This is a genomic window from Reyranella sp. (genome assembly GCF_004297265.1).
Taxonomy (GTDB): Bacteria; Pseudomonadota; Alphaproteobacteria; order Reyranellales; family Reyranellaceae; genus Reyranella.
The window spans coordinates 52,177-64,400 of the sequence record NZ_SCUT01000018.1 but is presented as its reverse complement, the minus strand read 5'-3'; the positions used below and the strand labels follow the sequence as shown (position 1 = coordinate 64,400).

The following is a 12,224-nucleotide window of genomic DNA, read 5'->3' as shown; positions in this document are numbered from 1 at the left end:
AGTCGGGGAGAGGGCTTTTCTTTGTATCCGATCAGGAGGAGACATCCATGGAGCTCGACAAGAAGCTCATCGGCCACGAGTTCAAGCCGTTCACCGCCACCGTCGAAGCGGGCAAGATCAAGCTGTTCTGCAAGGCCATCGGCGAGGAAGCCCCGATTTATGCCGACGAGGAAGCGGCCAAGGCGGCGGGCTATCGCGGCATCACCGCGCCGCTCACCTTCCTGCGCGCCCTGCAGGCCGACGATCCCAACAAGGGCGGGCTGCTGCGCCTGCTCAACGTCGATATCGGCCTGATCCTGCACGGCGAGCAGCATTTCGAATACTACGCGCCGGTCGTGGTCGGCGACGTCGTCACCTGCCAGGAAAAGGTCGTTGACATCTACGACAAGAAGGGCGGCGCGCTGTGGTTCGTCGTCCAGGAGATGGAGATGAAGGACCAGACGGGCAAGCTGCTGGCCAAGGGCCGCGGCGTCACCGTCGTTCGCAACCCCGACGCGGCGAAGAAGTAAGGGAGGCACTCATGGCAACTGCGACCGCTCCGAAAATTGCCGACGTGAAGGTCGGCGACGAACTCAAGCCGCTGGTGCTGCCGCCGATCAGCCGCCACCAGCTCGCCCTCTACTGCGGCGGCTCCGGCGACCACAATCCGATCCATGTCGACATCGACTTCGCCAAGAAGTTCGGTTTCAAGGACGTGTTCGCCCACGGCATGCTGTCGATGGCCTTCCTCGGCCGCCTCGTCACCTCCTGGGTCCCGCAGAAGCAGGTGCGCGCCCTCGGCACGCGCTTCACCTCGATCACCTGGGTGGGCGACGTCATCACCGTGTCGGGCAAGGTCACGGGCAAGCGCGAGAAGGACGGCGAGACGCTGGTCGATCTCGAGGTCAAGTGCACCAACCAGAACGGCCAGGACACGCTTCAGGGCACCGCCACGGTCGCGCTGAATTAGCGTAGCGCATCAGGAGACAGACATGGGTCAGATGGACGGCAAGGTGGCGATCGTCACCGGTTCGGGACGCGGCATCGGCAAGGAGATCGCCCTGCGCCTGGTGCGTGACGGCGCCAAGGTCGTGATCAACGACATCGACGACGCGCCCGCCAGGGAGACGGTGGCCGAGATCGAGAAGATGGGCGGCAAGGCCGTCATGTGCAACGGCGACGTCGCCAAGCCGGATTTCGGCGACCGCATCGTCCAGACCGCGGTCGACGCTTTCGGCGGCTGCCACGTCGTCGTGAACAATGCCGGCTACACTTGGGACTCGGTCATCCAGAAGATGACCGACGAGCAGTGGTACGCCATCCTCGACGTCCATCTGACCGCGCCGTTCCGCATCCTCCGGGCCTTCCAGCTCCACTTCAAGGATGCCGTCGAGAAGGAGCGCGCCGAGGGCAAGCGCATCGTGCGCAAGGTCGTGAACATCTCCTCGACCTCGGGCGTCAACGGCAATGCCGGCCAGTCCAACTACTCGGCGGGCAAGGCCGGTATTATCGGCCTGACCAAGACGCTGGCCAAGGAGTTCGGCCGCTACGACGTCACGGTGAACGCCGTGGCCTTCGGCTACATCCAGACGCGCCTCACCAAGCCGCTGGCCCAAGGCGAGTCCGGTGAGATCGAAGTCCAGGGCCGAACGGTCAAGATCGGCGTCCAGGGCGGCCGCCTCGCTGCCTTGAACCAGATGATCCCGCTGGGCCGCGGCGGCCTGCCGGAGGAAGCGGCGGGCTCGGTCTACCTGTTCTGCAGCCCGGACAGCGATTACGTCAGCGGCCAGTGCCTGGTCGTGAACGGCGGCCTCTGACATCCAACCGGCAAAAACGGCTAAAAGGGTGGCCTGTTGGCCACCCTTTTTCGTTGTATACGCTTCCAAGGGCAGAATGGTGGATGGCGTTGGTGCCTTTTGAGATCGGAATCGTGGGGTGCGGCGTTGCCGGTCAGGCCGCCGCGAGTTTCCTCGCCGATGCCGGACATCGTGTTACCGTGCTGGAACGATTCGAGCAGCCGCATCCCGTGGGCGCCGGCCTTCTGCTGCAGCCCACTGGACTGGCGGTCCTGCGGGCGCTTGGCCTGGAGCGGGACGCCCTGTCGGCAGGCGCCCGGATCGACGGGCTGCTCGGCGAAAACCAGTGGGGAATCCGGGTCATCGATCTGGCCTATTGCGACCTGCATCCAGCTGCCTTCGGCCTCGGCATCCGCCGTTCGGACCTGTTCGATCTGCTGCGTCGCCGCCTTCTCGCGGCGGGCGCCCGCCTGGTTCCCGGCGTGGAGATCGTCGACGTGGAGCGCGAGGGTGCCCGCGCCGTCGCGCTCGACCGGAAGGCCGGCCGGCACGGCCCGTTCGATTTGCTGGTCGTCGCGGATGGGACACATTCGGCGCTGAGGCAGCGCGTGTTTCCGAGGGCCCGGGCGCCGCTTTATCCGTGGGGCTGTATCTGTGCGACCGTCCCCGACCCCCTGGCGTCCGGCGCTGTCAGGCTGCTTCGCCAGCGCTTCGCCGACACGACGACGATGATGGGTATTCTTCCGGTGGCGCCCGACGCGGTCACGATGTTCTGGAGTCTGCGGACGCGGGATCTTGGACCCGAGCGGCCGCTTGATCTGGAAGCCGTCCGGCAGGAGGCGCTGGCACTGTGGCCGGAAGCAGCGTCGACCATCGAACGCGCGGTCAGCGGGGGCGAATTCTCGCGCGCGACCTACCGGCACGTGGCCTTGCCCCGCTCGAGCGAGGGACCGGTCGTGTTCGTGGGCGATGCCGCGCACGGCACCAGCCCGCAACTCGGGCAGGGGGCCAATCTCGGGCTGCTCGATGCCCATGCCCTGGCCCGCAGCCTCGCCGAGGCGGGCGATCTCGCCCAGGCGATGGAACTCTTTTCGCGCCGGCGGGGGGCGTCGAACCGCTTCTACCGATCCGCCAGTCATCTGCTGACGCCGTTCTTCCAGTCGGACAGCGTGCCTCTCGCCATCCTGCGCGACCTCCTGCTTCGCCAGGCCTGCCAGACGCCGATCGTACGGCCGATGTTGACGGGCGTGTTGGCCGGCCTGCGTCGGGGCTGGCTGTCGGCCGAATCGCTCGACACCGACGGCCAGTATCCGCTCTAGCTTGGCCGCGACAGGGCGGCCCAGCGGCCCGGCGTGACGCCGAAGCGGGCGGAGAAATGCCGCGTGAGATGGCTCTGGTCGGCGAAGCCTGTGGCGGCCGCGGCTTCCGACAGGGCGATGCCCTCGACGATCAGGGCCTGCGCGCGCATCAGGCGCTGGCCGACCTGGAAACGATGCGGCGAGGTGCCGAAGGCCAATCGGAAGTGACGGGCGAGGGTGAAACGGTCGAGCCCGCTCACCCTCTCCAGCTCGTCGGAGCCGACGATACGGTGCGACTCGGCCACCAGGAACTCGCGGGCCAGCCGCACCGCGCGGAGCGCGACACTGCCGCGTTTCCGATGGGGCCCGCAGTCGCCGCGCCGTGCCAGCAGGTCGGCGAGGCGGCCGATCGCAGCGTCGATGGCCAGCGGCTCGAGCGGCTGCGGGAAGTCGACGAAGGCTTCCTCGATGACGCGGGCCATCGCCGCATCGTGCGCAACGGCCTCCGCGACATGGGGCGGGCTCGCGCCATCGAGGGCCCGGGAGACCGACGCGGGATCGAGATAGAGCATGCGATAGGCGAAGGCCCGGCCCTCGCCAGCATGGCCGTCATGCGCCTCGTCGGGATGCAGCACCAGCACCTGTCGCGCCCGGCTCGCCCGCAGGCTGCCGCGATAGTGGAACTGCTGCACGCCGTAGAGAGTGAGGCCGATACCGTAGGTCTCATGCCGGTGCAGGTCGTAGGCATGGCCGCCGAAGCGCCCTTCGAGGCGCTGCAGGCCGGACGTGGGCCGGTCGAGGCGGATCTGGTCGAGGATCATGCACGAACGTTCAAGACGGTGGGAACAGCATGCCCCATATCGGCAGCATGATCTACGAAACCAAGACAGCCCTTGTGCTGCGAAGGGAGCTGGCCGCCTGGCAGGTGGCCAACGTGGCGGCCTTCCTGGCGGGCGGCCTCGCCGGCACGCATGCCCATATGATGGGCGAGCCCTATCGCGACGGCGGCGGTCGCGCCTACACCGCGCTGATCCGTGAGCCGGTGTTCGTCTACGGCGCGACGCTGGAGGAGCTTCGGCGGACGCATCAGCGGGCGCTGTCGCGCGAGCTGGTGCCGGCGATCTACATCGAGCCGATGTTCACCACGACCAACGATGCCGACAATCGCGCCGCCGTGGCCGCGGCGCCCGTCGATGCGCTGGACTTCGTCGGCATCGGCGTGCATGGGCCGCGCAAGGCCGTCGACAAGGTGGTCAACGGGCTGAAGTTCCTGTCCTAGGGCGCATCAGGATCAATGCCGATGCCGTAAGATTGAGGCCCATGCAGACGGCCAGCGGCACGCCGTAGCCGCCCGACGCATCGCGCAGCACGCCCAGCAGGCCTGGCCCGAAGGCGTAGAGGGTCTGCATGATCGCCGTGGAGAGGGCGACGATGGCGGGGAAACGATCGGGCGTGAATTCGCGCTGCACGATCATCGGCGACAGGGTGATGATGTTGCCGACGGCGAGGCCATAGGCGGCACAGGCGCCGTAGACGGCGAGCGGTGTCTCGACGAATTGCAGGACAGCGATGGCGCCGGCCTGCACCAGGAAGCAGACCGCCGAGGCGCGGCGGGGCTCGAACCGGTCGATGACCAGTCCCAGCACCACGCGGCCGGCCAGCGCCGTCACGGCGTTGATGCCGACGGCAAGGGCGGGGTCGATCGCCAGCCCGCTGGCGGCCGCGCGGGAAGTCACCAGCGGCACGAGATGGGTGAGGAAACCGACCTGAGAGGTCAGCACGATGGCGAAGGGCGCGGCGATGCTCCAGAAATGCCACTGCCGCAGTGGCGCCAGCCGGTCCGGCCGCGCCGCCGTCAACTTGGGCGACAGCGGCCCGCGACGAACGAACAACACGACGGTGCCGGCCGCCAGCACGATACCGATCGCAACCAGCAGCCGCTCGGCCATGGCGAAGCCCAGCGCCGGGATGGAAGCGAGCAGCACCGGCGTGACGGCGAGGCCGGCCACGGTGGCACCACTCAGCGCGAGGTTCAGGGCGAGGCCACGCTTGCGGTCGAACCACTGGCCGACCGTGGCGGCGATCGGCGCCACGCTGGTGGCGTTCCAGCCCGGCGCCATGGCGATGTAGAGCACGACCAGCTGCCACGGCTCGGTGACCGACGGCAGCAGCATCAGGGCCGCGGCGCTGGTCGCCAGGCCCGCCAGGAACACGGTGCGCGGGCCGAAGCGGGCGATCGCTTCGGCGATGCGTGGCAGCAGCAGGGCGCCGAGCAGGTAATGCGCGGTGACGACGGACGAGATGAAGCCCGTCGACCAGCCGCGGGCCCGTTGCAGTTCGACGAGATAGATGCCGTGCGCGTAGAAGCCGAAACCCCAGGCGAACACTGCCGTCACGAAACAGGCGAAGACGACGCGCCACGCCGCCGGCGACGTGTCGGTGGCCGGAGTCAGCGACATGGCGACGGCGCGCTCAGGAACGGCTGACGTGGGCCGAAACGCAGCGCCAGCCCTCCGGCCGGAGCTGCCAGTCGTCGGTGTACCAGCCGGCGCCCGGGCTGCCGTCGGGCTTCGTGTAGCTCGTTCGGGCATGGATGATGGCGAAGCCGCCCAGCAGGCGGATCTTCACGTCGTGCTCGCGCAGATCCTTCACCGCCGAACCGCGGCCGATCTGCGCCAGGAAGGCGGCGCGCTCGATCACGGAGCCGTCGGGATTGGTATTGTGGAAATCGTCCGACAGGTGCCGGTCGAACCACTCGACGTCGGCTTCGGCGACCGAGCGCACGTAGTGGTGGTTGAGCTCCCGCAGGGTCGCCAGATGCCGCGCCTTGTCGTCCGTCACGATGCTTCCTCCGTCTTGCCGGCCGCGTTCACAGGCGAGGCGCGTATTTGGTGAGCTGCTCCAGCGACGAGCTCCAGCCTTCCTCGTGGCTCTGGCAGAATTCGGGCGAATGGAAGTCGGATTGGGTGAAGCGGACCTCCGTGCCTTCATCAAGGTCCGCGAAGGTCACGGTGACGAGGGTCGTCGGCGTCAGCGACCCGTCGCGTCGGACCCAGGCATGGGTGAAGACGAGGCGCTCGGGTTCGGAGATCTCCCGATAGGTGCCGACTTCGGTCTGGATGGCGCCGGTCTCGTCCGACCGGATCCGCATGCGCCAGGCGCCTCCCTCGCGCAGGTCGAGGGCGCAGGACAGGATGTGGAAGCCGCGCGGCGCCCACCATTGCTTCATGCGCTCGGGTTCGATGAAGGCGCGGAAGACGAGCGCGCGCGGCGCTTCCACCACCCGGTTCAGCGTGAATTCGCGACGCGCCGGAAAGCTCGGTTCACTTGCTCTTGCGGGCATGGGTCGGTTTCCTCTTCCTGGGCGCGGGCGAAGACGCCTGGGCTTCGTGCAGGTAGGCTTCCAGCCGGTCGAGACGCTGCTCCCAGAAGCGGCGATAGGTGGCCACCCAGTCGGAGACCTCGTGCAGCGGTGCGGCGGCGAGGCGGCAGGGGCGGCGCTGGGCGTCACGCCCCCGCGCGATGAGTCCGGCGCGCTCCAGCACCTTGAGATGCTTGGAGATCGCCGGCAGCGACATGTCGAAGGGCTCGGCCAGTTCGCCGACCGAGGTCTCACCCAGGGTCAGACGCGCCAGGATGGCCCGTCGCGTCGGATCGGCGAGGGCGGAGAAAGTGGCGGTGAGGCGATCGCTGGCAGGAGTCATGGCCATTCTTCATTATTAACCGTCAGGTAAAATAGAAGCGGTGGGCCTGCTCGCTGTCAAGACAGGAAGAGACGCGCCCCGATCGGCAGTGTTCGGGCCTTCTCCAGCCCCTCGAGGGTCGTGCGGTAGCCGAGTTCGATGGCCGCGTCGAAGCTCGTCCAGTCGAGCAGGTCGATATGGGTCATCGGAGGCACGATCAGCAGCTCCGCGGCGGCGCGATCCTCGGCCGCGCGCGAGGTGCTGGCGACCAGCGCCGAGCGCAGCAGGATGCGCACGATCGAGGGGATCGGCAGTGTCTCGTTGCGCTTCCAGACGAGGCGCCGGAAGAACTGCCAGGCCGACCAGGGTTCCATGACGCCCTCGCCAGCGGAGAGCGCGCCGCCGGTGTCGATGTCGACGCCGATGGTCACGCCGCGGCCCAGCCGCTGCATCGCGCGGACAGGGAAATTGTCGATGACGCCGCCATCGACGTGGACCTCGCCCGCTTCGTTGAAGGGCGGCATCACGCCGGGGATCGACACCGACGCGCGCAGCCACCGCCAAAGCCGCCCGACCGTATGGATATCGGCCTTGGACGTCGTGAGGTTCGCGGTCATGCAGTAATAGGGCAGGACCAGGTCCTCGATGTCCTTTTCGCCGAAGGCCATGCGCAGCAGGCGCGTGACGCGGCGGCCGGCAAAGAGCGAGATCAGCGGCACCGTGTAGTCGCTGAGCGGATTGTTGTCGACGAAGGCTCGGCGGAAGCGCGAGTCGAGCTCCTCGTCGTTCCAGCGCGAGGCGACGCCGGCCGCGACGATGGCGCCCATGCTGGTGCCGCCCACCAGGTCGATCGGCACGCCGCTCTGGCGCAGCGCCTTGACCACGCCGATATGCGTGAAGGCGCGCGCGCCGCCACCGGCCATGACGATGCCCACGGCATGACCCGTGAGGATGCGGGCCAGCCGGTCGATGTCGGCCGTGATGTCGAGCCGCACGTGATGGTGGTTGCCGTAGAGGCCGCCCGCCAGCAGCGGGGCCGTCGAGCCGGGCTTCGGATCGTGACCTTCGTGCAGCAGCACCAGCTCGCGGCGCCGGTGGAACACCGCGCCGCTCTGCGCCGTCTCGATCTCGAACGGCACCCTGGTCGGCGCGTCGTTGTCGGCGTTGCGCATCACCACCAGGCAATCGGCCTGGCGCAGGCAGAGCTCGGTCCACGGTGTCAGGGTCGGATCGGCGCGGTAGAGCACGAACGACGATTCCATCTCGCAGCGCGTGAACCATTCGGGTTCCTGCTCGAGCGATTCCGATCCCAGCATCTGCACCTGGGTGCCGATGCGGCCGAGCGCGTTGGCCAGCATCACCGCGAATCGCGCCGACGGGACGTCGGGCCCGCTCGGCAGGAGGGCGAAGGTGCGCGGCTGGCGGCGCCGGTTCCCGACATCCTGCGCATTGCGCGCCACGACGCTGCGCATCAGCGCCGGCAGGACCTCGGGATGATGCGAGGTGAGGGCGTGGAAGCTGGTCTGGGGCAGCCGCCAGACTTCGCTGTCGCGCAGCGCTGCGACGCTGCGCGTGCGCTTGCCCTGCGACAGGAGCGACATCTCGCCGACGAGATTGCCCGGCGGGATCTCGGCGATCAGCACGGGCTCGCGGGCGTCGCCCGCTTCGTGATGGCGAAAGACGCCGAGGGAGCCGCTCGTCACGACATAGACGGCGTCGGCCGGTTCGCCCTGGCGGAACAGCGCCGCGCCGCCCGGCAGGACCAGCAACGTCAACTGGTGTTCGACCGCCGCCAGGGCTTCGGGGTCGAGGTCGGCGAACAGCGGAGTCTGCTGCAACACCTTCTGCAGACGCAGCCGGGCGGTGTCCTCGCTCGGCACGGTCAGACTCATCCCCCGGTCATGCCCTTCAGCGCCCAGCCGATGGTCTGGTCGGCGCGCGTCCAGACCATCTCGCGCCATTTGTCGCCGGCCGGGAAGAAGCGCTCCTTCATGTCGGCCTTCAGCGTGCGACCCTGCGGCGAGCCGGGGTCGCCGCGATGATGCAGCCAGTTGTCGGCGCGCACCGCGTTCAGCACTTCCGGCACCGTGTAGGTGCCGTATTCCAGCGCCACCGGCGTCACCTCGGCATCGGGCAGCTCCTGCGGGAAGGCATCGGTCATGACGCCCACAACCACTGCCGAGGTCGAGGTGCCGCCTTCCGGCGAGGTCATCTCGTCGCCATACCAGGCCTTGGCGCGGGCGAACGACTTGGCCGCAGGCGACACCGCGCAGATCAGCTCGCCATGGCCGAACGGGCCGAGGCCGGTATGGAAATCGATGATGCCGACGCGCTTCGCCTGCGACAGCTCCTCGCGGGCGATGGCGCGGATCGTCCGGTTGCTCCAGGTGGGTGTGGTGCCGCCGAAGAAGATCCCGTCGGGGTGCGTGTACTGGCCGCCGCTGATCGCGCTCTGCAGGCCGAAGGCGCCGTGCTTCTGCGCAAAGGCTCCAAACGTGCGTTCGGTCTCGGCGGCGCTCGCCTCGTTCCACGCAACCGGCAGCACAGCGTCGGCGATCTCGAGATAGCCGTCGTTCCTCGGATAGCCCTTGTCGTGATCGACGAAGTTGCGGTTGAGATCGACATTGTCCTCGGTGACGCGGCGCGTCCACGCGAAGCCATAGGGGTTGAGCGCATGGATCAGCAGCGCGCCGGTATTTGGCGGCAGCTTCGCCGGCCCGCCCGAGCGCATCCACGCGATTTCGGCACCCGATCCGCAATGCCCCTCGACGCCGTGCGTGCCGGCGATCAGCACCAGCATGTTCTCGGCATCGGTCGCCCCGAAGCGCGCCGTGTCTAGGAACAGCCTCTCGCCGTTGGGGCCCCGCGCCTTCGGATTGAGCCAGGATCGCAGCGCGCCGCCGGCATCGGCCGCGGCGCCGCAGAACTTCGCGCGCGCCTCGGCATAGGTTTCAGAGAAGCACCCGGACACTGAGAACATGCATTTCCTCCGGCGGGCATCGTAGCCGGTTTGGCGACGAGGCGGAAAGCGTGGCCTTCCTCCCAATTCAAAGGGGGAGGTGCCCCGGAGGGGCGGAGGGGGCATGACCCCATCGCCCTCGTAAGACGAGGGCACTTCCCCTTTGCGGAATCCGCAAAGGGGAAGAGTTCGAAACTCTAACTGTCGTACTGCAGTAGCGTTTCGACCCGCGGCGTGAGCTTCTTGCGGCCTTCGAGGAAGGTGAGTTCGATGATGACCGCGGTTGCGGGCACCACGGCGCCGACGGATTCCAGAAGATGGACGGCGGCGCCCATGGTCCCGCCGGTGGCCAGCAGATCGTCGACGAGCACGACCCTTGCGCCCTTGTGTACCGCATCCTGCTGGATCTCGATCGTGTCTGTGCCGTATTCCAGCGAATAGGTGTGGCGCACCGTCGTGCCGGGCAGCTTGCCCTGCTTGCGCATCATCACGAAGCCGGTGCCCAGCGCGAGCGCGAGCGGGGCGGCCAGCAGGAAGCCGCGCGATTCGATTCCCGCCAGAACGTCGGGCTTGTGCGGCCGGATCAGGTCGGCCAGCCGCTCGATCGCGGTGTGCCAGGCCTTGGGATGCGCCAGCAGGGTCGAGATGTCGTAGAAGAGGATGCCCGGCTTGGGAAAGTCGGGAATCGAGCGGATGTGCTTCTTGAGGTCGATATCCTTGGACATTCTGTCTCCTGCGATCAGCTATAGGCCGGCGGCGGCACGAAGCCGCGATATTCCTTCTCCAGCAGCTTGGCGAACTGGATGCATTCGTAGTCGCCATACTGCCGGCCGATGATCTGCACGCCGATCGGCAGGCCGTCCTTGCTCTGGCCGATCGGAGCGGCCGTCGACGGCAGCCAGGTGACGCCCGAGTAGCCCGCCCAGAAGATCTGGTCGACCACCGGCACCTGCTTGTTGTTCACGACGATCGTGCGCTTGTGGCGCAGGCCCGCCTGGTCGTGCGGGAAGGCCGCCGTCACGGCGACCGGGCAGAGCATCAGGTCGTAGTCCTGGAAGAAAGCGTCCCAGGCCCAGCGCATCTTGTGCCGCTTCTCGTTCAACTGCAGCCAGGTGCGGTGCGGCAGCGAATTGCCGCGCTGCATCTGCGCGAAGTAGCTCATGTCGTCGGCCGGCAGGCTGGCCGCATCCTTCACGGCCTGCTCGTAGACCGCGTCGCTCATGCGCGCCGACGTCGCCGCCCGCAGCAGGCGGACATAGACATCGCTCAGTTCGACCGTGTCGATTTCCGGCCGCGCCTTGTCGCTCACCTTGACCTTGTTCTTGGCGAGGAACGCGGCGAGCTTCGAGATCTGCTCCTGCACCGAATCGTCGACCTCGGCGTTGGGATCGGTCAACAGCACCGCCACCTTGAAGTCGCGCAGCTTCGTCTTCTTCGAGCGCGGCAAAGTAAGCGTCCAGCCGCGGCCGTCGATCGAATCGGGCCCGGCCATCGCCGTCAGCGCGATCTCGAGATCCTCGGCGCCGCGCGCCAGCGGACCCACCACGCCGATATCGCCGTAGGCCACGGCGCCACCCAGGGCATGGCCCTTCGGCGAGACCACGCCCCAACTGGGCTTGTGGCCCCACACGCCGCAATAATGGGCGGGATTGCGGATCGAAGCGCCGATGTCGCTGCCGGCTTCGATGCCGGTGAGGCCGGCGGCCAGCGCCGCCCCCGAGCCGCCCGAGGAGCCGCCCGGCGTGCGCCCGAGATCCCACGGATTGTTGGTCGAACCATAGACCTCGTTGTAGCTCTGCCAGTCGGCGAGGTTCAGCGGCACGTTGGTCTTGCCGAACAGGGTGACGCCGGCATCCAGCATGCGCTGCGTGACCAGCGAATTCTGCGTCGCGACCGTGTCCTTGAAGGCGGGATCGCCCCAGGTGGTGGGGAGGCCCGCAACGTCGAAGGATTCCTTGATCGTCATCGGCACGCCGTGCAGCGGCCCCAGCTTCTTGCCGGCCCTGACCGCGCGGTCCGCCGCCTTGGCGCGCTTGCGGGCGCCGTCGATGTCGGTGGCGATGATGGCGTTGAGTTCGGGGTTATACGCCTCGACCCGCTTCAGGTAGAGGTCGAGCAGTTCGAGGCAGCCGATCTTCTTCTTCCGGACCGCAGCGGCGAGCTGCTTGGCGGTCTGGAACGGGAGCGCGAGGGACATGGGGTGAGGGTTCCGCAACGGGGATGGACGAGGTCCAAGCCCGTACCATATTGTCCGGCCCGCCGTGAAGAAACTCCCCGCCCGAACGATGCACATCGCCATGCCGTTGGCGCTGACCTTCGTCATGACCTTCATCGTCTCCGGCATCGCCACGATCCGGGCGATGGGATTCGAAACGGGCATGACCGCCCGCTGGATGGAATCGTGGATGGCGTCCTGGATGGTCGCCTTCCCGACGATGCTGTTCCTGATGCCGCTGATGCGCCGCCTGCTGTCGGTCCTGATCGAGACCCGGTAGCGGCTCCGCCTCTG

Annotated in this window: 15 protein-coding genes; 6 read left to right on the top strand and 9 right to left on the bottom strand. The window is 67.8% G+C overall.

What is annotated here, in order from left to right:
- Positions 1 to 47 precede the first annotated feature (47 nt).
- The 4 genes from EPO41_RS06240 (at position 48) to EPO41_RS06225 (ending at position 3,094) form a co-directional block, all read left to right on the top strand.
- A complete protein-coding gene (locus tag EPO41_RS06240; protein ID WP_296321962.1) occupies positions 48 to 509 on the top strand; it encodes a MaoC family dehydratase N-terminal domain-containing protein in 462 nt (153 codons plus the stop codon).
- Positions 510 to 520: 11 nt separating this feature from the next.
- A complete protein-coding gene (locus tag EPO41_RS06235; protein WP_296321959.1) occupies positions 521 to 949 on the top strand; it encodes a MaoC family dehydratase in 429 nt (142 codons plus the stop codon).
- Positions 950 to 971: 22 nt separating this feature from the next.
- Complete coding sequence (locus EPO41_RS06230) at positions 972 to 1,796, top strand: SDR family NAD(P)-dependent oxidoreductase (RefSeq protein WP_296321957.1); 825 nt, start codon at positions 972 to 974, stop codon at positions 1,794 to 1,796.
- A gap of 92 nt (positions 1,797 to 1,888) precedes the next feature.
- The gene (locus EPO41_RS06225) at positions 1,889 to 3,094 is read left to right on the top strand and encodes an NAD(P)/FAD-dependent oxidoreductase (protein ID WP_296321952.1); all 1,206 of its coding nucleotides are present in this window, start codon (positions 1,889 to 1,891) and stop codon (positions 3,092 to 3,094) included.
- Here the strand turns inward: EPO41_RS06225 and EPO41_RS06220 are convergent.
- The gene (locus EPO41_RS06220) at positions 3,091 to 3,894 is read right to left on the bottom strand and encodes an AraC family transcriptional regulator (protein WP_296321949.1); all 804 of its coding nucleotides are present in this window, start codon (positions 3,892 to 3,894) and stop codon (positions 3,091 to 3,093) included. The genes EPO41_RS06225 and EPO41_RS06220 overlap by 4 nt on opposite strands.
- A 47-nt stretch (positions 3,895 to 3,941) precedes the next feature.
- Here EPO41_RS06220 and EPO41_RS06215 point away from each other — a divergent pair, with 47 nt between their 5' ends.
- Positions 3,942 to 4,352 (top strand): DUF2000 domain-containing protein, encoded by a 411-nt coding sequence (locus EPO41_RS06215; protein ID WP_296321947.1) that lies wholly within the window; start codon positions 3,942 to 3,944, stop codon positions 4,350 to 4,352.
- On the opposite strand, the gene EPO41_RS06210 is transcribed toward EPO41_RS06215, so the two are convergent.
- The 8 genes from EPO41_RS06210 to EPO41_RS06175 all read right to left on the bottom strand — a co-directional run bounded on the left by EPO41_RS06210 (position 4,327) and on the right by EPO41_RS06175 (position 11,912).
- Positions 4,327 to 5,532, bottom strand: a complete 1,206-nt coding sequence (locus EPO41_RS06210; RefSeq protein WP_296321945.1) for an MFS transporter — start codon at positions 5,530 to 5,532, stop codon at positions 4,327 to 4,329. The two genes, EPO41_RS06215 and EPO41_RS06210, sit on opposite strands and share 26 nt — an antisense overlap.
- Positions 5,533 to 5,545: 13 nt before the next feature.
- A complete protein-coding gene (locus EPO41_RS06205) occupies positions 5,546 to 5,914 on the bottom strand; it encodes a nuclear transport factor 2 family protein (protein ID WP_296321943.1) in 369 nt (122 codons plus the stop codon).
- Between the two features lie 28 nt (positions 5,915 to 5,942).
- Positions 5,943 to 6,416 carry an SRPBCC domain-containing protein gene (locus EPO41_RS06200; RefSeq protein WP_296321941.1) on the bottom strand — a complete coding sequence of 158 codons (474 nt, stop codon included), beginning with the start codon at positions 6,414 to 6,416 and terminating at the stop codon, positions 5,943 to 5,945.
- On the bottom strand, positions 6,397 to 6,783 hold the full coding sequence (locus EPO41_RS06195; RefSeq protein ID WP_296321939.1) for a metalloregulator ArsR/SmtB family transcription factor: 387 nt from the start codon (positions 6,781 to 6,783) through the stop codon (positions 6,397 to 6,399). The genes EPO41_RS06200 and EPO41_RS06195 overlap by 20 nt, the downstream gene beginning before the upstream one ends.
- Before the next feature lie 50 nt (positions 6,784 to 6,833).
- Positions 6,834 to 8,648, bottom strand: coding sequence for a patatin-like phospholipase family protein (locus tag EPO41_RS06190; protein WP_296321936.1), 1,815 nt, complete (start codon positions 8,646 to 8,648; stop codon positions 6,834 to 6,836).
- Positions 8,645 to 9,736, bottom strand: a complete 1,092-nt coding sequence (locus EPO41_RS06185; protein WP_296321933.1) for a M14 family metallopeptidase — start codon at positions 9,734 to 9,736, stop codon at positions 8,645 to 8,647. The genes EPO41_RS06190 and EPO41_RS06185 overlap by 4 nt, the downstream gene beginning before the upstream one ends.
- Before the next feature lie 176 nt (positions 9,737 to 9,912).
- The gene (locus EPO41_RS06180; protein WP_296321930.1) at positions 9,913 to 10,440 is read right to left on the bottom strand and encodes an adenine phosphoribosyltransferase; all 528 of its coding nucleotides are present in this window, start codon (positions 10,438 to 10,440) and stop codon (positions 9,913 to 9,915) included.
- Positions 10,441 to 10,454: 14 nt separating this feature from the next.
- Positions 10,455 to 11,912 carry an amidase gene (locus EPO41_RS06175; protein WP_296321925.1) on the bottom strand — a complete coding sequence of 486 codons (1,458 nt, stop codon included), beginning with the start codon at positions 11,910 to 11,912 and terminating at the stop codon, positions 10,455 to 10,457.
- A 64-nt stretch (positions 11,913 to 11,976) separates the two neighbouring features.
- On the opposite strand from EPO41_RS06175, the gene EPO41_RS06170 reads away from it, so the two are divergent.
- The gene (locus EPO41_RS06170; protein ID WP_296321922.1) at positions 11,977 to 12,210 is read left to right on the top strand and encodes a DUF2798 domain-containing protein; all 234 of its coding nucleotides are present in this window, start codon (positions 11,977 to 11,979) and stop codon (positions 12,208 to 12,210) included.
- Positions 12,211 to 12,224: the final 14 nt, after the last annotated feature.